Here is a 25,142-nt window from a genome sequence, read left to right as displayed (position 1 = left end):
ATCGTGACGGGATCACTCCGTCTCACGGACGCCCGGGGTGGAGAAGCATCCGGATGCGACTATACCGAATCTAGGTGGAATGTCCTAGGTTCGGTCTCGGAAGCTCGTGCCCCCAGACCGAGCCTTCGCGCCTCGCTCAGGTCACTGAGGGTGTCGACGTCCAGGCGCGCCCTGCGCTCATGACGTGCCACCTCGACATAGCCCAGCAAACGATGGGCCTCGGCCGAACCCGGCCCGTAGGCGGGCAGGAGCTGCGCGGGGCGCGGCGCCAGGAGCATCGCGGTCCCCACGCCCGCAGCGTCCACGACGATGCCGCGTCGACCTGCTGCCTCTGCGAACACGTTCGCCAGAGCCTCGGGAGTCAGGCAGGCCACATCGCTCGGGACCACGACGATCGGCTGACACTGTCGCCGGGTCAGCGCCCAGGCGCGACCAATCAGGATCGCTGCGTTCAGCGGGTCAACGGTCACGAGTGGGCGATCGACCAGCACCGTCGTGTCGTGTCGAGCCTCCGAGCGAAGCCCTCCCTCTGCGGTGACGATCACGACATGACCGACGTCCGGCGACCTGCGCAGAGCGTCGAGGACATCCAACGCGAACGCGCGGGCAAGGAGAGGTCGGACAGAGTCAGGGACGAGCAGCCGAGCCTTGGCCAACGACCACGGCTTGACGGGAAGCACCACAGTCCATCCGAGCACGTCGCCCACCCTTTCGTCGGCCCTCAACCTACCCCAAACTAGGTCGTCCGCCCCATATTGAGACGATGGCCTAGCGGACAGCGCGGACGGCGACGGCTCGTAGAAACCTGTTCGAAATGGCGGTGAAATGGGCGATTTTTGCCCTTCTCGCACCTATTGACAATCTAGGTCACGCGGCCTAGATTCAGTCGACACGTCACCCTCGACACGTGCGGACACCAATCAGTACGCCGCTCGCGTCGCGGGTGTGCGAGCTCGTCGGTCGCGTACTCGGGGGTGTGGTCGATGCACCAAAAACAGTCAGCCCTGCTACGTCAGGCGCCCTGTATTCAAGTAGTTCAGCCGACACGACACTCACCCCGAAGGGAAACCGATGAGGATTAGACGCCGCGCCATGCTGACGGCAACGTTGGTAGCAGCACTGCTGGGGGTGGCCGCCTGTTCAGGAGGCTCCTCAGACGACAAGAAGACCGCCGCACCCGACTCGAAGGACAACACGGCGTGCAAAGCCGCGCCCGTCAGTGGTGGCAGCCTCACGTACGCGCGTTCGCAGGAGACCCTTACGCTCAACCCCATCGCGATCCGCAGTGGAAACGGCGACATCTTCGCGGACGGCCTCATCTACGAAGGTCTCGTGCGGTACGACCCCAAGGGAACCGACAAGATCGTCGGCGGTGTCTCCGACACGTGGAAGGTCTCGCCCGACGGCAAGACCTACACCTTTCACCTCCGTAAGGATGTCAAGTTCTCCAACGGCGACCCGGTCACCGCTGAAGACGTGAAGTTCAGTCTCGACCGTTTCGGCAATCCGGACATCAACCAGGTCCTGGGCAACCTCGCGGTCGGCTACGACTCGTCCAAGATCCTCGCCGACGACTCGGTCCAGATCAGCTTGACGCAGACCGTCCCTTCGTTCCTCGACAACATCGCGGTCTTCCCGGCATTCATCGTTCCGAAGAAACTCGTCGAGGAGCAGGGCGACAACTTCTGGAAGAAGCCCGTCGGCTCCGGGCCCTACGCGGTCAAGAACTTCGCCGGCGGTTCGCGCCTGGAACTGACCCGGAACGAGCACTACTGGGAGGATGGCAAGCCCTACATTGACGACGTGACCTTTAACTTCGCCACCGACTCCAACAGCCGACTCCTCGCGCTCCAAAGCGGTGACGCGCAGATGGCTGATGGCATCGAGCCAGCCCAGATCGACAAGGTCAACAAAAATCCCAAGCTAGGCCTGAAGGGTGAGCCCGGCCCCCAATGGATCGCGCTGTTCCTCAACGAGAAGAAGGACGAGTTCGCCGACAAGAAGGTGCGTCAGGCTATCAACGCTGTCCTCGATCGAGAGTCGATCAACAAGCAGATCTTCGGCGGTCTGGCCACCGTGCCGAACAGCGTGTTCGCCAAACTGCGCTACGACGCCCCAACCAGCGAGGTGCCCGCCTTCACTAAGGATGTCGCGAAGGCCAAGAAGTTGATGTCCGAGTCGGGTTTTCCGGATGGCTTCTCGACCGAACTCGCCTTTCCGGCCGGAACAGAGTTCTTCAACCAGGTCTCGCTCGCAGTTCAGCAGCAGCTGGCTCAGATTGGCATCAAGGTCAGCCTCAAGAAGATCGACCCTGCGACGATGGTTGAGGACTGGCGCGACGAGAAGTACGACGTGACGTTCGCCTTCCCCGGCGTCAGCAGCGACATCGCCGTGCCGGACGAGTACGCCGTCTTCTACGGACTCCCTGAGACGAACAACGCATTCCACACCAGCTGGAAGAACGCAGACGTCGCGGCCAAGGTGAAGGAGTTCATCTCGACGCCCGACGATGCGGCTCGTGCCGAGCAGTGGCCGGTCATCCAAAAGCTGTTCAACGACGAGCTCCCGTCGATCAACATCTTGAACCTGCCGTTCTTCGTCGCACACGACACGACTGTGTGCGGAACGGGAGTCAACGCCCTCGGCGTCGACCAACTCCAGGAGGCATGGCTAGTCAGCAAGTAGCAGGAGACAAGAACCCGCCCGCGACGTTAAATACGTCGCGGGCGGGTTCTTTCTCATCAGCTTCCCCCGCGCATGGCGAGCAACGGGTAGGCAAACACTCGTCGCGACAGCCACTAGGGCCCGGCACCAAGTGCCGGGCCCTAGTAAGCACCCGCCAGGTCAGCGGGGGTCGATGCGCTGGGTCGGATCAGCCCGCGGGTGGGCATCGAGCAGAGCCTTGGTGTAGTCGTGCTGAGGCGACTGAAACACGTCCTTGGTCGTCCCGAGCTCGACGAGCTCCCCTGCGCTCATGACCGCGACTCGGTCAGCGATCGAGGCCAGGACGGCGAGCTGATGGGCGACGAAGATGATCGAGAGCCCGAGCTCGTCCCTTAGGTTGCTGAACAGATTGAGCAGCTGAGCTTGGACCGAGACGTCCAACGCGCTGACCGCCTCGTCAGCGATCAGGACGTCGGGGCCGGCGGCGAGCGCGCGGGCGATGGCGACGCGCTGGCGCTGCCCGCCGGACAGCTCACGGGGCATGCGGAGCGCGAGCGCCGGTGAGAGCTGCACCCGGTCGAGCATCTCGCGCACAAACTGGTCGCCGTCGTCGGCGCCGGGACGGGAGTGAACACGACCAACCTCGAGGATGGCTGACCCGATCGAGAGCCGCGGATTGAGCGACGAGTAGGGGTCTTGGAACACCATTTGGATGCGGCGCCGCATCCTCCGCAGCTCCTTGCCTTTCAGGCTCAGCACGTCGGAGCCATCGAGAAGGACACTTCCTGAGTCGGGCTCGACGAGGCGGATGATGCATCTCGCGAGGGTCGTCTTGCCGCTGCCGGACCCGCCGGCCAGCCCGAGAATCTCGCCGCGCTGCAGGTTGAACGAGACGCCGTCGACCGCGCGGTGGGACGTGGTGCCGCCGCGACCCTCCGCGCCGCGCCTCAGGCGGAAGTCCTTGGTGATGGAATCCACGGATAGCACTACGTCGTGCGGTGAAGTCATACGACACGCTCCTTGGCAACAGGTGACTGAGCACCCTCCGCGGGCCGTCCCTCGAACGGGCACGCGGAGTGGTGTCGGGTCCCCACTTGCTCGAGGGACATTCGACCGCTGCGGCAGTCGGGCCTCGCGGAGGGACAGCGCTCGACGAAGACACACTCGTCGCGCACCGGTCCGATCTCGGGCGGATACCCCTCGAGAGGCGTTGGACGCGACCGCTGGTCGACAGCGTCGAGCTCGGGCACCGAAGCGAGCAACGCCCTCGTGTAGGGGTGCTGAGGCGTCCTGTAGATGGCTTCCACGGGTCCGCTCTCAACGATCTGGCCCCCGTACATCACGGCAACCCGGTCGCACATCTGGGCGATCACGCCGAAGTCGTGCGACACGAGGAGCATTGCCATGTCGAAGTCGCGACGCATCGTCGCCAGCAACGTCAGGATCTGCTTCTGCGTCGTCACGTCGAGTGCCGTCGTGGGCTCGTCAGCGAGCAGGAACCGCGGACGGGACGCCGTCGCCAGGGCGATCATGACCCGCTGCCGCATGCCGCCGCTGAGCTCGTGCGGATAGGAGCTGAAGTGCTGCTCAGGCCGCGGGATCCCGACTCGCTCGAGCATATCGATGGCTGTCGACCTGGCCTCGGCCCGACCGAGGCCCAGGTTGGCACGCAAGGTCTCGGTGATCTGGGCCCCGACCTTGAAGACCGGGTTGAGCGAGCTGAAGGGGTCTTGGAAGATCATGCCGACGTCGTGTGCACGGAACGACCTCAGCTCCTTGCTCGACATCGCCATCACGTCACGACCGTCGAAGTAGATCTCGCCCGCGCTGATGCGTCCGGGCGAGGGGACCATCCGCATGATGGCGCGACTCGTGAGACTCTTGCCCGATCCGGACTCGCCCACCAGGCCGATGACCTCTCCAGGATCGACCGTCAGGCTGACATCGCGCACCGCGCTGAGCGGGGCCGCCCGGGGCCCGAACTCGACTCCGAGACCGGAGATCGTGAGGAGACTCATTCGACGACCCCCGAGAGTCGACCGTCGGAGAGGCTGTCGCCGAGGATGCCAATGCCCACGCCGAACACCACCAGCACCAGCGCGGGCAGGGTCACCACCCACCAGGCGGTCAGCATGTAGGCCTGGCCTTCGGCGATGATCGAGCCGAGCTCGGGGGTCGGCGGTTGTGCCCCGAGACCGAGGTAGGACACCCCGGCCAGCAGCAGCAGGTTGCCCATGACGTCGACGGTCGAGAACACGAGGCTGTTCCTCACGAGGTTGGGGATGGCGTGCCGGAAGATGGTGCGCGATCGCGAGTATCCGAGCGCGACGCACGCCTCCATGTAAGGCAGCTCCCGAATGACCAGCATGTCGGCGCGAGCGAGCCTCGTGTAGAGCGACCACGACACGATCGGCACGCCGATCAGGATGCCCTTGAGGCCCGGGCCGACCATCGCGATGATCGAGATCACCAGCACCATGAAGGGAAAGGAGATGACGATGTCGACCAGACGGGAGATGACGGCGTCGAGCTTGCCGCCGAAGTAGCCGGCGACCGATCCGATCACCACCCCGATGGGCAGAGGGACGAAGGTGACAACCGCAACGACCGCAAGGTCGAGCCGCAAGCCGTAGAGGGTGCGACTAAAGAGGTCGCGCCCATTCTGATCGGTGCCCATCAGGTGGTGCCACGAGGGCGCGAGCGTGGGGGACGCGAAGTCGAGCTTGTTGGGATCGTAGGGCGCGATGATTGGCGCCAGCACCGCCAGCAGCACGATCGTGCCGATGATGCCCAGCCCCACGACGGCCGAGACCGGCCAGTGGCGTCGTCGCCGACGGACGGACGCCTGTGGACCGGCGAGGACGTGCATCTCAGACGTCATGATTTGCCTTCCAGACGGACTCGTGGATCGAGCACGGCTTGCAGGACGTCGGTCAGGAAGCTCACCGTGACAACGGCTGCGCCGGAGATGAGGGTGACGGCAAGCACCGTCTGGAAGTCCCTCTGGAGGATCGAGCGGACGAGCAGCGAGCCGGCGCCCGGGATTTGATAGACCTGCTCGATCACGACGGTCCCGCCGATCAGGTAGCCGATCAGGGCGCCAAGGATCGTGAACGTCGGCATGATCGCGTTCCGCATCGCGAGCTTGCCGATGATGCGGCGCTCGGACAGCCCGCGTGATCTCGCGGCCTCGATGTACTCGGACTTGAGGACGTTGATCAGGTTGGACCTCAGCGTGCGCGTGACGATGACGACGAGTGATAGTCCGAGCGTCAAGGCAGGCAGCGTGAGAGTCTTGAAGGTGCCGCCCACACCGCTGCGATAGCCCGACACCGGGAACCAGCCCAGCTTGAGCCCGAAGACGAGCGCCAGGATCAGCCCCAGCCAGAACACCGGCATGCCGAAGACGAAGGTCGTTCCGATCCGGACACCGTGATCCGCCGTCCCATTGGGCCGGATCGCCGACAGGATGCCCAGAGGGAGTCCGATCGCAAACGCCACTACCAAGCCGTAAGCGATGAGCAGCGCGCTCGGCAGGATGCGGTCCCCCAGGATCTGCGACACCGGCGCACTGAGCGAGAGCGACGTCCCGAGGTCACCATGAAGCAGACCTCCAAGGAAACTGCCGTACTGCTCCAGGACCGGGCGGTCGAAGCCGAGCTGGTGACGCAGGTTGCTGATCGTCTCCTCGGACGCTCGAGGCCCGAGCGCTCGTCTGACCGGGTCGCCGGGCACCAAGAGGTGGAGCATGAAGAAGGTCACGGTCGCGAGTCCCCACACGACGACCACGCTGAGCGCGAGGCGGCGGACGACGTAGGCGATCACAGGGCCGACCTCCGCTCGTGGCCCCGCAGCCATGGCCCTAGACAAGGGATTCTCGACATCATCAGTCCCTCTCCAACATGCAGTTCGGATGCGTGGGCTCGTCTGGGCGGACGCCGCACGATTGATGTCGTCCGGCCAGCAAGTGTCATGAATCTAGGGCAGTCATCCGATATTTGTCAAGCAGTTGCCGGCGATCCACTCACCGTTCTCGTGAATAGAGGCGGCGTGTCCAAGTTTGCCATTTCAGGACTAGGATGTCGGCCATGCCATCGAGACCCACTGTGCGCTACGCCCCCGGAGAGGCACGGCGTGCGGAGATCCTGAACGCGACTGTCGACCTCATCTACGAGTCCGGCATCGCCGGCGTCACGCACCGGGCCGTGGCCAAGCGCGCGGGCGTGACACCCTCGGCACCGAGCTACTTCTTCCCCTCGATCGACGACCTGATCGTCGAGGCGTTCCGCACCATCATGGAGGATATGCTTTCGGGTCTCGCAGCACTGGCCGAACGCATAGAGACCGAGGACATGAGCCGCGAGGACGCCGTCGACGCCTACATCAAGCACATCGTCGCGGCCGCTCCCAAGTACGACAAGTTGCAGTTCGAGGGCTACATGTTCGCCGACCAGAAGCCCGCTCTGCGCGTCGAGGTCGAGAAGGCCTTGGCCACCACGCACCGGCCCGGCAACACCTTGGTCACCGCCTCGAGGCGCAAGGACCTCGGATGGGCCGCACCCATCCTGGCGGCCCTTGCGGACGGCTTCGGCCTCTACCGTCTGGCATCGCCAGAGCGGGCCGAATTCCAAGGCCTTCGGGCCGGGCTGCTCGCCCTGATGGAATCGCTGCCGAGCTCGGACCCCGCGGCCTGACGACCTAGCGTCGAGACCCGGCGGCCTTGACCTGCTGGACGTAGTCGGCCAGTCCCGCCTCGGCGCCGTCGCCGACAAGATAGGGGTGGCTCACCAGAAGGATGTCGGCACCTGCCTCGACGGCTCTCACACCCGTCTCGGGATCGAACGTGACGACCCCAACCGGCACGTCGACGGCGTCCTTGATCTCGCGGATCTGGTCGATCGTCCGGTTGCCTTCCGGCGTCTCGTTCTGCTGGTCGTAGCCATAGTGGAGGTAGATGTAGTCGACGCCGAGCGCGGCAAGCTCCGTGGCCCGTGCGACCGGGGTGTCGATGCCGTAGAGGTCGGCGACGACCTTGACGCCCGAGGTGCGACCCGCTGCGATCGCGACGCGAAACGTCGCGTCGGTCGCGCTCGCACACAGGCACACGAGGTCGATGCCGAGCTCTGCCGCCGACTCCATGTAGCGGCCCGATGCGTCCATAACCTTGCCGTCCAGGAACGTCACGGTGTCGGGGAAGGCTTCGGCGAACTCACCGAAGGAGTTGATCCCGGCGAACGCGACGAGTGGTGTCCCCAGCTCGAGCCAGTCCACGCCCGCACGCAGGCCCATGCGGCCGACCTCGATCGCGGTGTCGACCGAGGTCACGTCGATACAGAGTTGCACTACGGGGCGTTCGACGTCGGAGTGGATGGCCATGACGTTCTCCTTGAGGTGGGGTCTAGATCTGGGGCTGGACGGTGAGGCGCCTACGCAACGTGACGGCGAGGCTTTGCAGGATCACGGCGCACGAGGCCGCTCCGGCGTCGATGTGGCCGCGCGAACGCTCCGCGACGCGGCTCGCGCGTCCCAGTCGGGCGACGAGGTCCTTCGTCGCGTCGCGGCTCTGCTCCGCAGTTGCCGACATCGACACGAGAATCTCGTCGAACGGGTCGCCGGCCGCCAGCCGCGTGGACACGTCGTCCAGGCTCGGGATTAGCACGTCCGCCAAGGTCTTGTCTCCGAGCGTCGCGCCTCCAATCTCCAGAACGGCGCGGACGGCGGACTCCAGCATCGCGGCGAACGTCGCCGCGTCGATCCACTCGTGCCCGGAAGCCTCCGCGGCGAGCGCCTCGAAGAAGACTCCGTAGAGCGGACCCATCGCGCCGCCGACGTCGTCGATCAGGGTCCCCGACAAGACGTCGAGGCACGCGCTGAGGTTCGAGCTCGCGTCGACTCTCGATGCCGCGAGCGAGAAACCTTTGGTCATGTTGATGCCGTGGTCGCCGTCGCCGGTCGCGCCGTCGAGCTCGCTGAGGTAGGGCGCTGCTTCAGCGATGTCGTGCGCCAGCTGATTCACCACTTCGGGCCCGATCAGGCTCGGGACGACCTCCCGGCTCATGCGCCGAGCCCTTGGAAGGAGACGCAGTCCGCGGGTGCGTCGACCCATCGAGCCAGCGAGTCGTCGATCTGCATCACGGTCAGGCTCACGCCCATCATCTCCAGCGAGGTGAAGTAGTTGCCGACGAGCGCACGGTGGACCGTGAACCCGGTGGCCTCGATCTGCCGACTGATGTCGGCGTAGGCGATGTAGGTCTCCATGACGGGGGTCGCCCCGAGACCCGACACGAGCACGACGAGGGCAGTGCCGTCGGCACGGTCGAGCTCGCCGAGCACGGCCGACGTCATGCGTGACGCGATGCGCTCGGAGGGCTCGAGAGCCACGACCTCCTGCCCGGGCTCGCCGTGGTGGCCGATGCCGACCTCCATCTGCCCCGGCTCGACCGTAAAGTTCGGCTTGCCGACCGCGGGGATGACACAGCTGGACAGCCCGACGCCGACGCTGCGTGTCGCGTCGATCGCTCGCTGGGCCGCAGCCAGGACGTCGTCGAGCGAGCCCCCGTCGCGCGCGCAGGCCGCCGCGACCTTCCACATGAGGATCTCGCCCGCCACACCCCGTCGAAGGTGACGATCGGCAAGGGGAGCCGACAGGACGTCGTCGTTGGCCACGACGACGCCGACCCGGATCCCCTCCTTCTCGGCCTGCCGGATCGCCATGCGGACGTTGAGGTTGTCGCCGGCGTAGTTGCCGTAGAGACACGCGACGCCGTGGCCCGAGTCGGCAGCGCGGATGGCATCGAGGAACATCCTCGACGACGGGGACGTGAAGACCTCACCGACCGCGACCGCATCGAGCATGCCGTCGCCGACGTAGCCGACGAAAGCGGGCTCGTGCCCGGAGCCGCCGCCGGAGACGATGCCGACGCGGCCTTGGGTGCCCTTGGTGGACACGATGACTCGAGGGTTGTCTCCCGCGGCGACACGGTCACGATGCGCGGAGCAGAAGCCCGCCAGCATGTCCTCCACCACGTGGTCGCGCTCGTTGATGACCCGTTGCATCGCTACCTCCCCGCCCCGGAGTCGAGCGCGTTGAGCTTGTCGACCTTGCGCGTCGATCCTCCGCCGGCGAACTCCGACTCGACCCACTTCTCGACGAGAGCCTTGGCCAGGGCAGGTCCCACCACCAACGACCCCAAGCACAGGATCTGGGCGTTGTTCGACTTCGACGCACGCTCGGCGGAGTAGATGTCGCTGACCGACGCCGCACGGATGCCAGGGATCTTGTTGGCGGCGATCGCCATGCCGATGCCGGTCCCGCAGACCAGCAGGCCGCGGTCGTACGTGCCGTCGGCCACGGCCCGCGCCACCACCTCGGCGACGTCGGGGTAGTCGACCTCGTCCCCCGGGAAGCACCCGAGGTCCTCGAGGACGTAGCCGCGGTCGGCCAGGTGCGCGCCCAGCTCCTGCTTCAGGTCCAGCCCGAGATGGTCCGACCCCAACGCAAGCCTGGGAAGCACAGCGCCCGATTCGTGATTGCTCGTCGTCATCCGGGATCCGTCAGAGCTGCGAGGCGAGGTAGGCGAACGCACCGTCCGTCGCCTCGAGCGCACGGTCGATGTCGGCCTCGGTGTGGGCAGTGGACACGAACCAGTTGTGCCACGGGTGGACGAACACGCCTCGACGCAGCAGCTCACCGCTCCAGATGAAAGCCTGCTCGTTCTGCCCGCCGTCCTCGAAGCGGAGGAAAGGCATCGCCGGAGGTCCGGTGACCGACACCGGGATGCCGTAGGCCGCGCCCTGCTTCCGCATGCCCTCCATGAACTGGTTGCCCCGTTCGTTCATGACCGAGACCGCGTCCATCTCCTCCATGACGTCGAGCGTCGCGAGACCGGCGGCCATCGGCGCCGATGCGTACCAGAAGGAACCAGTTGCGTAGATCGACGAGGCCGCCTCCTTGAGCGACTCGACGCCGACCAGCGCCGAGAGAGCATGACCGTTCGCGATGCATTTGGAGTACGTCGACAGATCCGGGACGATTCCGAGGGGCGACCAGCTGCCGTGGATCGAGACGCGGAAGCCCGCGCGCACGTCGTCGAGGATCATCACGGCGCTCTTCTCGTCGCAGAGGGAGCGGATCCGCTGGGCGAAGGCGGGATCGACCGGGACCTGATCGAGATAGAGCTCGTGACGGTGCGGCGTCACGATGATGCCGGCAAGGTCGTCGCCAGCCTCGGCCACCGCGGCCTCGAGACTGGGGATGTCGTTGTAGTCGAAGAAGATGATATTGGCCCGGTCCTCAGGCGTGATCCCCGAGAGCACGGGCGTGTACCACGGCGTCGATCCGTGGTAGGCCGAGCCAGCCTTGAGGATCTTCTTGCGACCCGTCGCCGCGCGAGCGACGACCGTGGCCAGCGCCGTGGCGTCACCGCCGTTCTTGGCGAAGACCGCCCAGTCAGCGCCGTCCAGCAGCTCGACGTAGCGCTCGGCGAGCTCTACGGCGAGCGGCGAGGGTCCGTACGCCAGGTCGCGTTGTGCGAGCTCCTTGTGGTACGCCTCCTCGACCTTGGGGTGCCGGTAGCCGAGGATCATCGGGCCCCACGAGCACATCATGTCGATGTACTCGTAGCCGTCGACGTCCCACACGCGGCACCCATCGCTCTTGTCGAAGAACTGGGGGTAGCCCTTCGGGAACTTCTCGGCCTGGATGTGCCCGTACATCCCGCCCGGGATCACCTTGGAGGCGCGGGCGCGCCAGGCGTCGTCCACGTCGCGCCGCGGCTCGGGGGCCTTCTCCCCGATCGCCGCGCTGTTGTCGACGCCAATGTTGTCAGTTCCCATAGCCACGGCTGATTCCTCTCGGTGTAAGACCCACGAGCCCGACGGCGTCGAGCGAGCATCAATCTAGGACGCGTGCCCGGGATCTGTCAACTCTCCTGCGAACCTCAACGCGACTTGGCAATCTAGGACAAATGACCTATGTTTACGCACGCGAGGGATCCCTCTCGCCGACCGCCTCGAGAGGAACGTCCCGTGCCGCTGCGCAAGCCCCGATCCGCTTCCGTGGGCGGGCTTCCCAGCCGGATGCCGCGTCGCTTGGTGCAGTTGCACGTGGCGCTGGCCCTCTACGGGGTCGGGGCGGCCTTTCAGATCAGGTCCGAGCTCGGTCTCGACCCGTGGGACGCGTTCCACCAAGGACTCGCGATCCGAGCCGGTGTCCGGATCGGCACGATGGTCATCCTCGTCGGGCTCGTCGCTCTTCTGCTATGGATCCCGCTCCGGCAGCGGCCAGGCATCGGCACCGCGATCAACGTGGTCCTCGTCGGGGTCTCGATCAACATCGGCATGGCCGTACTACCGCCCGTGAACCCCTTGCCGTGGCAGATCGTGCTGCTCTTCGCGGGCATCCTGACGAGCGGTATGGCGTCGGGGATGTCGGTCGCCGCGGGTCTCGGGCCGGGGCCGCGCGACGGTCTGATGACGGGCTTCGCGGAGCGAGTCGGCTGGTCGATCCGCACGACACGCACGTGCCTGGAGCTCGTCGTGCTGGCGCTCGGCTTCATCCTGGGCGGCACCGTCGGCATCGGGACCGTGGCGTTCGCGATCCTGGTCGGTCCGGTCACCCAGTTCTCGCTGCATGTCTTCGCGATAAACCCCCCGGAGGCTCGTCCCCTCGGCGGCGGCGAGAGCTTCGAACGTGGCATCTGACCACCCAACCGAGCAGGAGGCGTCATGACGACCGATGGCATCACGGTGCGGGCGCTCGTGCTCGACGCCATCGACCGGCCCATGCGGCTCGAGTCCTTGGCGATGCGACCCCCGCGGACCGGAGAGGTCCAGGTGGCCCTGCGAGCCAGCGGGGTGTGCCACTCCGACCTTCGCACCAGGTCGGGTGATTGGGGCTCAGAGCTGCCCATCGTCCTCGGGCACGAGGGCGCCGGCGTCGTCGAGGCACTCGGCGAGGGAGTAGGCGGGATCTCGGTCGGTGACCACGTCGTGCTCGCGTGGGTCGCGTCGTGCGGCCGCTGCCGGCGTTGTGCGTCGGGCAAAGCCTGGGCGTGCCCGGCCGGCAACGACGTCCCGTTCCACGAGCCGAGCGCCCCGCTGCGGCGTGGCGATCAAGGCGTCGCGCAGTTCCTCGGTCTCGGGACTTTCGCCGAGCGAGTCGTCGTCCCGCAGACCGCCGTGGTCCCGATCCCCCGCGACGTCCCGTTCGATGTCGCTGCGCTGATCGGGTGCGCGGTCTCGACAGGGACCGGAGCCGTGTTTCACAACGCGCGGCTGCGCCCAGGCGATTCGGCCGTGGTACTCGGCTGCGGCGGAGTCGGTCTCTCGGCGGTCATGGGAGCCCGGGTCGCGGGCGCTCACACGATCATCGCGGTAGACGTCAACCCCGAGAAGCTCGACCTCGCGGGCGAGCTCGGCGCCACCCATCGCGTCCTGGGCAGTACACCAGCCGAGACAGCGGCAGGGGTGCGGCACATAGCGCCCGACGGCGTCGATCATGCCTTCGAGACTGTGGGACACCCCTCGACGATGAGGACGGCTATCGACCTGTTGGGCATGGCGGGCTCCGCCGTGCTCGTCGGGATGCCGGCCGAAGGCACGACGCTGACGATCGATCCGTTGGAGCTCGCCGCCCGCGGTCAGAGGATCATCGGCTCCAACTACGGCGGGACCAGTCCGGCGGCGGACTTCGCGACGCTCTGCAAGCTGTACCTGGCAGGCCGACTCCCCGTCGACCGGCTCATCAGCCACCGCATCGGCTTAGACGAGGTCGAGCAGGCTTTCGACGAGATGGCTGACGGTCGACGAGCACGGTCAGTCGTCGTGTTCGACGGAGCGTGACCTCACGTGAGCGCGTCGATCAACGCCAGCCAGGCGAGGTGATCGAGGTCCTCTAGCGTCACCTGTCCCGGCTCGAGAAAGTGGTCTGCCAGCGCGCCGCGGTGGACCGCCGTCGCGAGCTGGACCAGTCGGTCGGAGTCGACGAGCTCATCCAGTCCCGCCATCTCGAGCGCGTGACGAACCGCCTGTCCCAGCCCCTTGCGCATCTCTTGGCGAGCCGCGATGTAGGACGTTGCCACCTCCGGATGCCTGACGGCCCGCAACGAGTACTCCGTGGTCAGGATCCACCACGTTCTGTCGAGCGCACCCGCCGCGAACACCCGGGTCACGGCCCTGGTCGCGTCACGGGCGTCGACGAGGGAACCCTCGCGGACCGACAGGATGACCTCGTTGAGCGCCGCGATCGTCGAAGCCACGAGCTCGTCGGCTCTCGCGGCGTACATCGAGACGAAGAAGTCGTCGACCCCGTCATACAGCCGATAGAAGTCCGAGGCGTCGACCCCGGAGCGCGCGCACACCTGGACGACCGCGGCGTCCCGCCACCCGAGCTCGGCGAACGTCTCGGCCGCGACGCAGACCAGTCGAAGGCGGGTCGCCTCGTCCTCCATGCCCGGTCCTCGTCACTGGAGCTCGAGGACGGCCCGGGCGAGATCGCGCAGTGACTTCGACGGCGCCTCGATCTCAAAAGTGCCGTCGATCAACGCGGTCCCCACCGTGAACGCGTCAGCGCCAGCGAGCTGCAGGGACCTCACCCGATCCGCCCTGTCGACGCTGCCGGCTGCGATCACCGGTACGTCGATGGCTGCGACGACGTCTCCGACGAGATGTTCGACGTCACCGTCGAACCGGTAGGCGAGCAGGTCGATCCCGTGGACACCGTCGAGATCGGTCACGCGCTTTGCGGACTCGACGATCTCGGCGGCTGTGCCTGCGAGCACGCTGGGATGACCGACCACCTCACCGACGAACGGGTAGTACTTGACCCCCGAGCCGCTCAGGATCTCAACCCCGGTCTCCGGGTGCGTGCCACCCAGCACGTAGTCGACGCCGAGGTCGAGCGCACTGCGAATGCTCCGCACCTCGTCCTCGGGAGTCACGCTGACGACCTCGAGGTAGGACGTGACCCCACGGTCCTTGATCTGCCGAGCCAGGGAGCCCAGCTCGGCCCACGGGAGGCCGATGTCCTTGAAGCCGATGTGCGTCACGCCGGCGTCGGCCACGACGTCGACGAGGTCGTGCGCGTCGTCGACGGTGCGGTCGTCCCGCGTCAGCATGAAGATGAAGTCGGTCATGGCATTTCTCCTGAGTTGCTGTGGTTGGTCTTGGCCTCGACCAGGCGTTGCGCGCTGGTCATGGCGTACTGGAGGCTGCGGCCGGAAGCCAGGCCCTGGCCGGCGATGTCCATCGCCGTGCCGTGGTCGACGCTGGTACGGACGATCGGGAGCCCCAGCGTCACGTTGACGCCGTCGTCGATACCGAGCAACTTGATCGGGATGAGCCCCTGGTCGTGGTACATCGCGACCACGGCGTCGAACTCACCTCGCCGCGCTCGCATGAAGACCGTGTCTGCCGGATGTGGTCCCGACACGACGATGCCCGCCTTCTGAGCGGTCCGCACCGCCGGAGCGATCGTGACGATCTCCTCGTCACCGAACAGGCCGCCTTCACCGCCGTGGGGGTTGAGGGCAGCGACGGCGATCCGCGGCGTCGCGATCCCTTGGCTACGCAGCTCGTCGTGCGTGATCTCGATCGTGCGCACGATCCTCTGCTCCGTCAACGACTCGATCGCCGCCTTGACCGAGAGGTGCACCGTAACGAGCACGCTGCGCAGCTCGTCGGTCGCCAGCATCATCGCGTGTCGACGAGCCCCGGTCAGTCTGACGAGCGCACTGGTGTGATCCGGGAACTCCACCCCACCCAGGCTCCACGCCTCCTTGTTGATCGGCGCTGTCACGACGGCGGACACCTGTCCTGCCAGCGCGAGGTCCACAGCCGTCGTCACAAAGCCGAAGGACAGCGCGCCGGCGCGTCCATCGATCACGCCGAGCTCCAGGTCGTCCGGCACCGACCCCACCTGAATGACCCGCACGTCCGAGCCCGGGACGTCCTCGGCCGGGGCAGAGACGGGGACGATGTTGAGTGGAGGCCCTCCGATCTCCGCCGCCCGCCGGAGGCTGCCCACGTCACCGACCACCACGACACCGCGACGCTCGGCGGAGGTGCAACCACGTAGGGCATCGATGACGATCTCGGGTCCGATGCCCGCGGGATCGCCCATCGTCACCGCCATTGGGACGGGTCGAGGTGTCCGTGTCACGAAAGTCTCCTGGGTCGGGATGCGGCAAGAGGCCTGGTGGCGGGCGCCAGCGCGGACAGCAGCGACGTGATCGCGTCGCCGTCGCCGAAACCGCCCGCCTTGGTGACGACCACGGTCCGTCCGTCGTCATCGAGCCGGCCCCACGGCGCACCTGGCGAGCACTCGCCGCCGACCGTCATGCTCGCCGCACCCAGTCCCAGGGCAACGGCTAGTGCCGTGTCGCCGCCTGAGAGAACCAGGCCTGTCTGCGGCTGGCGCAGCAGGACCGCTCGCGTGATCGTCGCGAGCAGATCGTCCGGTCTGTCGATCGGACTCGACGGTGAGCACAGCACTGCGCGCCCCTGGTCGCGCAGTGCCGTGACTACCTCGCCGACGACGCGCGAGGCCCCGGGGACGTCAGTCGCGTGGACGACCGGCACGCCCTGAGACCTTGCCTCCAAGACCTGCCGACGCGTATGGGGGTGGAGGCTGCCGACGACGCACAGCGCAGCGGGGAGACGCGGCATCGCGTCCGCCACCACCGGACGGGCAACGGACACGAGCGCACGCGCCAATCCGGGTCCTGCGCACCAGACGACATCGGGCTCGGACGCCAGGTTCGCGATCATCTGGAGGTCGTCATCGTCCTCCACGTCCACCACGATGGCCACCGTGGTCGGACGGGCCGCTTCGACCTCTCGCGTGAGTCGCCGACCACCGTCGAGGCTCGGCCGCGGCAGCTCGAGGGCGAGCAGCCCCACCGTCTCGAGGTGCGCGGCGATGCGCGAGGACGTGACAGGAGATCTCGGGTCCTGCGCTGCCGGCCCCTCGTGCACCAGCAGACCATCGGCGATCTGCAGACCGTGGCGTGTCACTCGCCCCTGCTCCGGGAAGGCAGGGGCGACGATCGCGACGCGTGCCCGAACCACGTTCACGACCGCGGCGAGCTCAACGGCCCAGTTGCCACGCAGGCTGCTGTCCATCGTCTTGACCACCGTCACAGGCGGCTGCTCGGCGGCGACGTACGACTCGAGGCAACGTCGCACCACGGACGCCGCGGCCGTGGCAGACAGTCCGCGACTCTGCGTCACAACACAGGTTCGCCCGGCGAGTCGCGACGGTGGCCCTGCAGACGGATCGAACAGGACCAAGGCCGGGTCGGCGGCCGAGCCCATGCGGCTGGCCACCTCCGTCGCACTCGTCAAGTCGTCGGCGACAACCACGGTCTGCCGACTCATGCAGCACGCCCCGCCGCCGCGCCGACCAGCGCCAGGGCGCGACACGGTCCCCCGGTCCCCGACTCCCACGGGATGACACCCACGACCAGGCGGAATGATGAATGGTCGATCAGACCCTCCAGATTGATCAGGCCCTCGACGGCATACCTGTCTGCACCTAGCAGGGCCTTGTGCGCGAACGCGTCGTCGGTGTCACCGGCGTCGATGCTGCTGGTGTCGGTCCCGAGGGCGACGATGCCTCGCTCCGCGAGCAGCCACTCGACGGCCTCAGCCGACCATCCGGGAGACCGGTGTGCCGTGCCGTCCCACCCGAGGTAGCCCCCGGCGTCGATCGATCGGTCGCTCCATCCGCTGCAGAGCAGCACGGCGCTTCCGTCGGGTATGCGACCCATCCGTCGCTCCTCCGCCTCGAGGTCCGCGATCGTGACGGTTCGCGACGACGTCGCCCGGGCCTGGTCGACGAAGTCGAGGACCCTGGCCTGCACCACGAGCTCGTCGGCCCGCAGGGCCGTCACGTTGCGCCCCTTGGCGAAGAAGTGGAGCGGAGCATCGACGTGGGTGCCGATGTGCTCGACCATCGACCAGCCCCAGGCGCTGTAGCCGTGGCTGTCGTACGTCGTGGCCGTCCAGCGCTCCACGGCAGGTACGTCGGGGATGGTCGTCGGGAATCCCGGAAACAAGGTCCTCGTCAGGTCGATGACCCGCTCGACGTCCTGCCCTCCACCGCGGCCCACCCGTCAGGCCGATCCGTCGCCGTGGAGCTGGAGCCAGACAGTCTTGGTCTGGGTCCACTGCTCGAACGCGTCCATTCCGCGCTCCTTGCCGCCAAAGCCCGACTGCTTGTACCCACCGAACGGTGCCGACATACCGCCCTCGCTGTAGCTGTTGATCGAGATCACGCCGGCTTCGATGGCACGAGCCATACGCATCGCGCGGTTGATGTCCCGAGTCCACAGAGACGCTGCAAGACCGAAGTCCGTGTCATTCGCGAGGGCGACCGCTTCGTTCTCGGACGAGAACGTCGAGATCGTCACGACGGGCCCGAATACCTCGGTCCGTTGAATCTCATGATCCTGACGCTCTAGGCGCAGGACCGTCGGTGCGACGAAGTTGGGACCGCGCTGACTAACGTCTTCGTCGCCGAGCAGGAGCTCCGCCCCCTCTGCTTTCGCGCGTTCGACCAGTCCACGGACTCGCCGGGCAGCGCCTTCTGTGATGAGCGGACCGATGTCGGTCGACTGGTCCGAGGCATCACCGACGACGAGCGACCTCGCCCGATCCACGAACCGAGAGGTCACCTCGTCAGCGATCGACTCGTGGACCAGCACCCGGCTGCCGGCGGTGCAGTTCTCACCCATTGTCATGAACGCAGAGTCGATCATGTGGTCAATCAAGCGGTCGCCGAACGTGAGCGCATCCTGCATCAGCACCTGGGGGCTCTTCCCGCCCATCTCGAGCGAGACGCGCTTGAAGTTGCTCCCAGCAGCCGCTTTGAGGATCTCCCGCCCCGTCCCCACCGACCCGGTGAAGGAGATGGCCGAGATGCCGTCATGGCGCGCGAGTGCTGACCCGGTAACGGCGCCAGTGCCCGGCAGCACTGAGATGGCCCCTGCAGGGATCCCCGCCTCGATGGCGAGAGCGGCGATATGAAGTGCCGATCCGGGCGTCCACTCCGACGGCTTGAGGATCAGGCTGTTGCCTGCCGCCAGAGCCGGTCCGATCTTCCACGCCGCTTGGGCCATCGGATAATTCCACGGCATGATCGCCGCAACGACGCCCATGGGCTCCCGGAAGGTCATGCCGACCTCCGACGAAACCGTGACGCTCGTCGCGCCGTACAACTTGTCGGCAGCTCCGGCGAACCACCGCAAGGCCTCGAGGGCTGCACCGACATCGCCCTCCAGGCACTCACGGATCGGCTTGCCGGCTTCTGCCGAGTCGATCGCGGCCAAAAGCGGTGCGTCGCGCTCGACCAGATCGGCCAGCCGCAAGAGGGCCGCTCCTCGTTCAGCGGGCGCGACGTTGGACCAGGCGCCTCGGTCGAAGGTGGTGCGCCCGACGGCAACCGCCAGATCGACCTCGGTCTGGCCGGCGACCACGACGTCGGCCAGAGGTCTGCCGGTGCTGGGATCGCTGCGCGACATCATCCCGGCATCCGTAGACCAGATCTCGCGACCATCGATCAATGCCGGGACGGACTGCATTGTTGCGGTCATCGCGCCACCCGCCCGTCCCCTGCTGCCGCCAGCGGCGACGTGCGTCGACCACTGATGACCGGCGCATCCTTGAACCCCCAGCCGAGCTGCTTGGACAGCTTCGCGCGGTATCGGATGAATGCGTGGCCGTCGACGTAGCCCTTGTGACGCGGTGAACTGTCGAACTTGATTCCTCCGCTCAGATCAGGCTTGTCGGCCTTGATCAAGCGGTCGAATCGTGCGGCGACGTCGGGCCGCCGGGACTGGTCGTCCAGGTAGCTGGCGATCATCATCGCTGTCGTGTCGAACTGGATGTACGCGCCGGTGTTCGTCTCGGTGAAGCTGCCACCGAACAGGTTGTGGTGCTCGCGCGAGAAGCACGTCAAATAGAGGTTCGGGTGCTGCGAGTCGCCAAAAAGGTCTTGCGCGTACGGCGCGCTGTGCCTGTAGCCCGTGGCGTAGATGATGGCATCAGCCTGCTCGAGTGAGCCGTCGACGAACTCGATCTCCTCGCGGTCCGTCCCGAGGATGCCAGGCCGGGCGATGATGTCGCCGTGCTGGAGGCTCAGGTACAGATTGCTGTTCAGCACAGGGTGCGTCTCGAACAGTTTGTGGTCGGGCCTCTGCAGCCCAAGTCGTTCGGGCTTGCCGTACAGCCGCTGAAGGATCCACGCCATCAACGGCTGCTCAAGCCACTTGGGCATCGGAGGCCCGTGCTCAGCGAAGACATCGGACGGTACTCCGAAGATGTGCTTCGGAATGAACCAGTACCCGCGACGCATGCTGATGATCGTCCGAGCAGCCACACGGGACACGTCGACCGCGATGTCGCAGGCCGAGTTACCACCCCCGACCACGACGACCCGCTTACCAACGAAGTCGCGTGCGTCACGGTACGCCGCCGAGTGCATGACCGTGCCGGCGAAGCTTCCGGGCGTCGGCGGCAGGTTGGGCTCCCACTGAGCACCGGTGCAGCAGACAACTGCTCGGTACAGGACGCTGACGCCGTCGGCCCTGTGGACCAGCCAGGTGCCGTCGTCGCTCTTGTCGATCTGGTCGATACCGAGACCGAGCTGAATCCCCTCGTCGAGTCCGTAACGCGCCGCGAAGTCGCGGAGGTAGGCCAGCACGAGATCATGCGACGGGTAGTCGGGATAGTCGTCGGGCATCGGGAATTCCGAGAATCCAGACAGCGTCTTGCTCGAGATGAAGTGCGCCGAGGAGTACATCGGACTGCCGGGGGCATCGATGTCCCACAGACCGCCGATCCCTTCGTTGCGCTCGTAATGGTTGAACGGGATGTCGCGCGCTTTCAGCGCTCGCGCCATGGCAAGACCTGAGGGTCCTGCTCCGATGATGCACACCATGTCGGACCGGTCGACGACGTCGCCGATCTTCGCGTCTTCTGCCTGAGTCATGACAGGAGTATGTCTTGGACAACCGCCCAGGTCAACTGTCCAAGACATACTTGTGCATGATGGTCCCATGACGACCGACCGCAACCGCACCACAAAAGACGACGACGGCCGACGCACTCAGCTCGTCGCCGCTGCCACCCGAGTCATCTCACAGGGTGGAGTAGCGGCTGCCTCCACTCGGCGTGTGGCAAGCGAGGCAGGCGTGCCGCCGGGACTGGTCCACTACTGGTTCTCCGGCAAGGACGAACTCTTGACAGAAGTCGTGGCCTCGTTGCTGCGCGAGGTCGAGCAGTCAGCGGTCGCGACCGACCCTCAAGCAACCGGAGAGTCTCCCGAAGAGACCATCCGAGCGCAGTTCCGACGAGCCTTCGACAATGTCGTGCGCTCAGACGATCGCGGTCGCCAGATCGCGATCTACGAGCTGACCACGTGGGCACTGCGCTCCGAGGCGCACGCGGAGCTGGCTCAGAGGCAATACTCGGCCTACCGCGAGACCGCCACGAGGTTGATCGGCCCCGTCACCGATCAGCTTTCCACCCCAGTGGCCGACGCCCCAGACGCACTGGCCCAGCTGGTTTCGGCACTCTTCGACGGGGTGACCCTGGCATGGCTCGCGGATCCGGACGGCACCGACCCCGACGCCATCTTCGACCTCTTCAGCAGGCTCCTGGCGGCTGCGCCCCCAGCGCCTTAGGTCGGCCGCGTCGATCGCGTAAAGATTCGCTCACACCCTTGACGCTGCAGGGTCTCGTCCGGCTACTGTGCATTTGGCCAACCGTCCAAGCCACTCGCCCAAGTCGTCCGGAGATGTCGATGTCGAAGATTGAGCCCTCAGCACTCCCCTCAAATAACATGTCCCGTGGGGTCTCTGGCCGCTGGGTCAGCCTGTTCTCGCTGGCGTGGCTCGGCTTATGGATGGCTCAGCTCACGGCACTGCAGCTGCTGCTTCCCGCGCAGGTCGCGGCAGGAGCCGGAGATGGGGATTGGAAGCAGACGCTTGTCCGGTTCGGATGGATCAATGCCATCTCCGGATTGGCAGCCATGGTGGCGTACCCCCTGGTCGGAGCCATGAGCGATCGGTACTCCACGCGCTTCGGCCGCCGCCGCCCGTGGATCGCCGCTGGTGGGATCGTCAACGTCGCGGCCATGATCGCTCTGAGCTCTCAGACCGCCCTGACGACGATCTGCGTGCTCTGGTCGCTGAGCATCGTCGGTTTCTGTGCGGCGTCGTCGGGCCTGACCTCGATGATCTGCGATCAGGTACCAATCTCCCAGCGCGGCTACGTCTCGGGATGGATCGCCATTCCTCAGGCCCTCGGCATCGTCGTGGGAGTGTCACTGGCCGAAGGGTTCACCTCCACCACGACGAGCGGATACCTCCTCCTTGCCGCCGTGACCGCCGGACTCATCGTCCCGGCCGTGATCTGGCTCCCCGACCACTCAGCAGAGCGCAATATCATCACCGAGAAGGAGAACAGTCTCCGGTGGAGCGACCTCTTCAATTCGGTATGGATCAGCCCACGGCGGTACCCGGACTTCGGCTGGGCTTTGCTCAGCCGGGCGCTCGTCAACCTGTCGAACGCTCTGAGTACCGGGTTGCTGCTCTACTTCTACACGTTCGATCTCCGTGTGGATGATCCCGACGCCTTGCTCCAGAAAACGGCTGTCGTGTACGTCCTGTTTGCCGTCGTCGCGTCGATCTCTTTCGGACGTCTCAGCGACCGCATCGGACGTCGGCGACCGTTCGTCCTGGTTGCCGGGCTTGGACAGGCGGCGTCCGGGATCCTTCTTGCCGTGTCGCCCTCGGTCGAGACCGCGACGGTCGGCGCGTGCTTGCTGGGCGCTGGGACGGGCGCCTACTTCGCGGTCGATCAAGCATTATCCACCCAGGTCCTGCCCAACCCGGCGGACCATGGCAAGGATCTTGGGATCATGAACATCGCCCTCATCTTGCCGCAGGCGTTCGGGCCGATCCTGGGCGCCGCTGCCATCTCGGTATTCGGCGACTTTCCGTCCCTGTTCATGATCAGTGGAGTCACGGGCATCGTCGGAGCCTGCATCATCTATCGCGTCAAAGGGGTCCGATGACCTCCGGCACGGTTAAGGACAACCGCTTCGAAGTTGCTCTCGAGACGTTCGCTTCACTCGGCTGGCGCGACTCGGCCGTGACTGCGACAGGGACGCTGGGCAAGCGCAGTACATCCGAGATGATCACCGCGATCCCACGTCACTGTCCACGACCCTGGAGTGGATCACGCATCATGCGAACGAACCCATCACGGCTTAGGCGATCGCGAAGTCGGCCGCCATAAGCACCCGGACGCTCAACCGCCGCTTCGCCGACGAGCTGGGCACTACCCCGAGCCGCCGGCTCAGCCGGGTACGCGTCCGCGAGGCCCAACGGCTTCTCGAGACGACCAACTGGTCGATCGAGCGCATTGCTCGCGAATCGGGCCTGGGTACGGCCCAGAACCTGCGTACCCGCTCTGGCGATGTGGTGGGCACGAGCCCTGCCCGCTACAGGACCGTCTTCACAGATGGCGGAAGCGAGCAGTAGGTACCGTGGAGGTGGGCGTTACAGGTGTCCGCGCGGCACCGGACTTGCAGCGTCGAACACGAGAGTCATGAAGGCGACTCAGAGCCTCCTCAAGCTGAATCAGAAAGGCATGGGACCCAGAGCGCGCGCTCGACCTCCGCAGGCCTGGGTGTAATCACGGTTGGTGTCCAACTGGTCGAGCGCGCCTTTGAGGACACTCGTGCCTCCGACTCAACCGACATAAATCTGCCAGCTCCTCCTTTCAGGCGACGATTCGACCGAAGGAGCGAGCGGCGTACTAGTTGCCACGAACTCTCAACCTCCCTCCGCAGGAAATTCAGCTCTCCAACATCCACACACCTCTTGCATTCTCGGTGTCCCCTTGCGTCCGTACGAAAGGCCTTAGGGGGCATGAGTACAGACAATCACCGCGAAAAGCGCGAGGAGAACCACCGAGAGCTCGAAGGGGGAACATGCCCCCGATGCGGCAAAGGTGTGCAGAGGAAGTCGACCGGACGACCACCGATCTGGTGCTCGCAGGCATGCCGAAGAGCCGCGTACGAGGAACGCCGCGCGGCCGCGCATGGCGCTATCGCAGTCGAAGTTGTGGAGCGCGTGGAGACTCACGAGCACCAAATCGGCACCTGCGTCGACAGAACGTTGGCCTCACCAGCTGGATGCCGACGCGTGGTCTACGAACTGGCGAGACTCGGTCGCGAGCGAACCTTGCAGTCAGATCCCAAATGGGAGTCGACCTACAACGCCATACGCAACGGACTCATGGACGCCCTATTCACGCCGTTCGACCGACGCCAGTAGGCCGCCGAGTGGCGCTTGAGTCGAGAGCATTCCGCCCCCTATGACATGTCGTACTGGCGGCATTACTTTCATCGCGACGTTGTTGTGCTGCCGTGTCGCCGTAACTCTGCGACCAGCAAGCCGCGCCTCGCCTCTTCGGAAGTGCGAGAGGGACAGAAGCTGCACATCGGGATGCTCTCGCCGCGATGCAAAAATCTATGGCTCACTCAACACGATTGCAAACCAAGCACAGCGTGAACGATTTCGTGCGTTGGCCCGACAGGTCCTTGTGTAAGCAACCTCAACACGAAGGAGCCCACAGTGGCGAACCGCAAGGAAACGAGTCAGGCGGCCGCGAAGGCTGCATCGAAGGTCCTCCGAGACGGACGGACCGGCAAGGCGTCCAAGACGGCGGCCGGGTCGGCGCTCGCGCAGGCCTCAAAGCGCCAGAAGTGAAAGGCGTCAGGGTCGCAGCCTCAAGGGCGCTGCGGCCCTGGCGTCTTTCCTCGACGCAGAGAAGGAACACTTATGCTACTGAATCTGACTGAACTGACACCCGACGTGCGGGCGAGCATGCTGGCCGAGTTCGAGGCCGAACTCGCTGGCGCCACCCCGTTCTACCCCGCCCGCCTGACCCCGGCCGGTCGTGACCGCTGGCCGGACCTCCTCAGGGAAGCCATCAGCAACCACGACGACGAGTGGCTGATGGAAGCGCTCCTGGAAGACGGACTCATCGTGGGCTTCGAGATGTCCGCATCCGCACGCTCGGGGGTGAAGTCCGTGAACGTGCGCTCGGCGGCGCAGACGATGGCGATGTCGGAGTTCAACACTTGGTACGTGCGCGGCCTGTCGGCGATGCTGCTCACCGAAGGCATTGTGACTGTCCGCGTGTACCGGGCCGGGATGCCGAAGTGGTCGGTGGCTGGCTGCGACGTGCACGACGGGCAAGTCGTGGAGACTCAAGTTATGTACGAGGGTCACCGTGCCCGGTACTGGCCCACGCGCACGAACGTGTTCGCTATCCCATACCAGCCGAACTGTCACCACAGCATCCAGCGAGTCTGACCTGGTTGCTGGACAGGTGGGGTGCGCGCGGGCGTGCCCACCTGCTTCGCTGAAGTCCGACTACTGACTCTTGACGAACCCTGCGCGCCG

At 66.0% G+C, this 25,142-nt stretch carries 26 protein-coding genes; 9 read left to right on the top strand and 17 right to left on the bottom strand.

Translation table 11 applies throughout. The features are described from left to right. Positions 1-59: 59 nt before the first annotated feature. Positions 60-683 (bottom strand): 2-phospho-L-lactate guanylyltransferase, encoded by a 624-nt coding sequence (gene cofC, locus BOSE46_RS09815; protein WP_159540064.1) that lies wholly within the window; start codon positions 681-683, stop codon positions 60-62. Between the two features lie 388 nt (positions 684-1,071). Here cofC and BOSE46_RS09810 point away from each other — a divergent pair, with 388 nt between their 5' ends. Continuing rightward, positions 1,072-2,685: an ABC transporter substrate-binding protein gene (locus BOSE46_RS09810; RefSeq protein WP_236551702.1), complete on the top strand. Its 1,614-nt coding sequence runs from the start codon at positions 1,072-1,074 to the stop codon at positions 2,683-2,685. A 159-nt stretch (positions 2,686-2,844) separates the two neighbouring features. Here BOSE46_RS09810 and BOSE46_RS09805 read toward each other — a convergent pair whose 3' ends face one another. From BOSE46_RS09805 to BOSE46_RS09790, 4 genes are read right to left on the bottom strand one after another with little or no spacing between them, the layout of a single operon-like run. After that, positions 2,845-3,642, bottom strand: a complete 798-nt coding sequence (locus BOSE46_RS09805) for an ATP-binding cassette domain-containing protein (RefSeq protein WP_159540062.1) — start codon at positions 3,640-3,642, stop codon at positions 2,845-2,847. 26 nt (positions 3,643-3,668) lie between these two features. Further along, positions 3,669-4,682: an ABC transporter ATP-binding protein gene (locus tag BOSE46_RS09800; RefSeq protein WP_159540061.1), complete on the bottom strand. Its 1,014-nt coding sequence runs from the start codon at positions 4,680-4,682 to the stop codon at positions 3,669-3,671. Continuing rightward, positions 4,679-5,545 (bottom strand): ABC transporter permease, encoded by an 867-nt coding sequence (locus tag BOSE46_RS09795; RefSeq protein ID WP_159540060.1) that lies wholly within the window; start codon positions 5,543-5,545, stop codon positions 4,679-4,681. The genes BOSE46_RS09800 and BOSE46_RS09795 overlap by 4 nt, the downstream gene beginning before the upstream one ends. Then, positions 5,542-6,489, bottom strand: a complete 948-nt coding sequence (locus BOSE46_RS09790; protein ID WP_159540059.1) for an ABC transporter permease — start codon at positions 6,487-6,489, stop codon at positions 5,542-5,544. Before BOSE46_RS09790 ends, BOSE46_RS09795 begins: the two co-directional genes overlap by 4 nt. A 263-nt stretch (positions 6,490-6,752) precedes the next feature. On the opposite strand from BOSE46_RS09790, the gene BOSE46_RS09785 reads away from it, so the two are divergent. Then, entirely contained in the window at positions 6,753-7,358 is a 606-nt protein-coding gene (locus BOSE46_RS09785) for a TetR/AcrR family transcriptional regulator (protein ID WP_159540058.1), read from the top strand. A gap of 4 nt (positions 7,359-7,362) precedes the next feature. Here BOSE46_RS09785 and BOSE46_RS09780 read toward each other — a convergent pair whose 3' ends face one another. The 5 genes from BOSE46_RS09780 to BOSE46_RS09760 are packed head-to-tail and all read right to left on the bottom strand — an operon-like array spanning position 7,363 to position 11,499. Beyond that, positions 7,363-8,040 carry an orotidine 5'-phosphate decarboxylase / HUMPS family protein gene (locus BOSE46_RS09780; RefSeq protein WP_371415507.1) on the bottom strand — a complete coding sequence of 226 codons (678 nt, stop codon included), beginning with the start codon at positions 8,038-8,040 and terminating at the stop codon, positions 7,363-7,365. 22 nt (positions 8,041-8,062) lie between these two features. Further along, positions 8,063-8,722, bottom strand: a complete 660-nt coding sequence (gene dhaL / locus BOSE46_RS09775; protein WP_159540056.1) for a dihydroxyacetone kinase subunit DhaL — start codon at positions 8,720-8,722, stop codon at positions 8,063-8,065. Then, complete coding sequence (locus tag BOSE46_RS09770) at positions 8,719-9,720, bottom strand: dihydroxyacetone kinase subunit DhaK (protein ID WP_159540055.1); 1,002 nt, start codon at positions 9,718-9,720, stop codon at positions 8,719-8,721. Before BOSE46_RS09770 ends, dhaL begins: the two co-directional genes overlap by 4 nt. A gap of 2 nt (positions 9,721-9,722) precedes the next feature. Next, positions 9,723-10,208 (bottom strand): ribose 5-phosphate isomerase B, encoded by a 486-nt coding sequence (rpiB, locus tag BOSE46_RS09765; RefSeq protein WP_159540054.1) that lies wholly within the window; start codon positions 10,206-10,208, stop codon positions 9,723-9,725. A 10-nt stretch (positions 10,209-10,218) separates the two neighbouring features. Then, positions 10,219-11,499, bottom strand: coding sequence for an aminotransferase class III-fold pyridoxal phosphate-dependent enzyme (locus BOSE46_RS09760; RefSeq protein WP_159542638.1), 1,281 nt, complete (start codon positions 11,497-11,499; stop codon positions 10,219-10,221). Positions 11,500-11,757: 258 nt separating this feature from the next. Between BOSE46_RS09760 and BOSE46_RS09755 the strand changes: the two genes are divergently transcribed. Then, positions 11,758-12,366 carry a YitT family protein gene (locus BOSE46_RS09755; protein WP_236551700.1) on the top strand — a complete coding sequence of 203 codons (609 nt, stop codon included), beginning with the start codon at positions 11,758-11,760 and terminating at the stop codon, positions 12,364-12,366. A 24-nt stretch (positions 12,367-12,390) separates the two neighbouring features. Beyond that, the gene (locus tag BOSE46_RS09750; RefSeq protein ID WP_159540053.1) at positions 12,391-13,506 is read left to right on the top strand and encodes an alcohol dehydrogenase catalytic domain-containing protein; all 1,116 of its coding nucleotides are present in this window, start codon (positions 12,391-12,393) and stop codon (positions 13,504-13,506) included. Between the two features lie 2 nt (positions 13,507-13,508). On the opposite strand, the gene BOSE46_RS09745 is transcribed toward BOSE46_RS09750, so the two are convergent. The 7 genes from BOSE46_RS09745 to BOSE46_RS09715 all read right to left on the bottom strand — a co-directional run bounded on the left by BOSE46_RS09745 (position 13,509) and on the right by BOSE46_RS09715 (position 20,602). Beyond that, positions 13,509-14,114: a TetR/AcrR family transcriptional regulator gene (locus BOSE46_RS09745; protein ID WP_159540052.1), complete on the bottom strand. Its 606-nt coding sequence runs from the start codon at positions 14,112-14,114 to the stop codon at positions 13,509-13,511. 12 nt (positions 14,115-14,126) lie between these two features. Beyond that, a complete protein-coding gene (locus BOSE46_RS09740; RefSeq protein WP_159540051.1) occupies positions 14,127-14,798 on the bottom strand; it encodes a 4-hydroxythreonine-4-phosphate dehydrogenase in 672 nt (223 codons plus the stop codon). After that, positions 14,795-15,784, bottom strand: a complete 990-nt coding sequence (gene pdxA / locus BOSE46_RS09735) for a 4-hydroxythreonine-4-phosphate dehydrogenase PdxA (protein WP_159540050.1) — start codon at positions 15,782-15,784, stop codon at positions 14,795-14,797. Before pdxA ends, BOSE46_RS09740 begins: the two co-directional genes overlap by 4 nt. A gap of 35 nt (positions 15,785-15,819) precedes the next feature. Then, complete coding sequence (locus tag BOSE46_RS09730; RefSeq protein ID WP_159540049.1) at positions 15,820-17,040, bottom strand: four-carbon acid sugar kinase family protein; 1,221 nt, start codon at positions 17,038-17,040, stop codon at positions 15,820-15,822. Then, positions 17,037-17,774: a cyclase family protein gene (locus tag BOSE46_RS09725; RefSeq protein WP_159540048.1), complete on the bottom strand. Its 738-nt coding sequence runs from the start codon at positions 17,772-17,774 to the stop codon at positions 17,037-17,039. The genes BOSE46_RS09730 and BOSE46_RS09725 overlap by 4 nt, the downstream gene beginning before the upstream one ends. Positions 17,775-17,777: 3 nt before the next feature. After that, positions 17,778-19,184, bottom strand: coding sequence for an aldehyde dehydrogenase family protein (locus tag BOSE46_RS09720; protein ID WP_256366740.1), 1,407 nt, complete (start codon positions 19,182-19,184; stop codon positions 17,778-17,780). A gap of 68 nt (positions 19,185-19,252) precedes the next feature. Beyond that, positions 19,253-20,602 carry an NAD(P)/FAD-dependent oxidoreductase gene (locus BOSE46_RS09715; protein WP_159542634.1) on the bottom strand — a complete coding sequence of 450 codons (1,350 nt, stop codon included), beginning with the start codon at positions 20,600-20,602 and terminating at the stop codon, positions 19,253-19,255. A 49-nt stretch (positions 20,603-20,651) separates the two neighbouring features. Here BOSE46_RS09715 and BOSE46_RS09710 point away from each other — a divergent pair, with 49 nt between their 5' ends. The 5 genes from BOSE46_RS09710 (at position 20,652) to BOSE46_RS09695 (ending at position 25,052) form a co-directional block, all read left to right on the top strand. Further along, positions 20,652-21,347: a TetR/AcrR family transcriptional regulator gene (locus BOSE46_RS09710; protein ID WP_371415506.1), complete on the top strand. Its 696-nt coding sequence runs from the start codon at positions 20,652-20,654 to the stop codon at positions 21,345-21,347. A gap of 119 nt (positions 21,348-21,466) precedes the next feature. Further along, positions 21,467-22,741, top strand: coding sequence for an MFS transporter (locus tag BOSE46_RS09705; RefSeq protein WP_159540045.1), 1,275 nt, complete (start codon positions 21,467-21,469; stop codon positions 22,739-22,741). Between the two features lie 202 nt (positions 22,742-22,943). After that, the gene (locus tag BOSE46_RS21700) at positions 22,944-23,210 is read left to right on the top strand and encodes a helix-turn-helix domain-containing protein (protein WP_159542632.1); all 267 of its coding nucleotides are present in this window, start codon (positions 22,944-22,946) and stop codon (positions 23,208-23,210) included. Between the two features lie 1,098 nt (positions 23,211-24,308). Next, positions 24,309-24,443, top strand: a complete 135-nt coding sequence (locus BOSE46_RS21570) for a hypothetical protein (protein WP_256366716.1) — start codon at positions 24,309-24,311, stop codon at positions 24,441-24,443. Positions 24,444-24,515: 72 nt separating this feature from the next. Further along, positions 24,516-25,052, top strand: coding sequence for a hypothetical protein (locus BOSE46_RS09695; protein ID WP_159540044.1), 537 nt, complete (start codon positions 24,516-24,518; stop codon positions 25,050-25,052). Positions 25,053-25,142 lie beyond the last annotated feature (90 nt).

The sequence above is a fragment of the Aeromicrobium sp. 9AM genome (genome assembly GCF_902506105.1).
In the GTDB taxonomy this organism is placed as follows: Bacteria; Actinomycetota; Actinomycetes; order Propionibacteriales; family Nocardioidaceae; genus Aeromicrobium.
The sequence above is the reverse complement of the archived record's forward strand: the minus strand, read 5'-3'. Positions and strand labels throughout refer to the sequence as shown.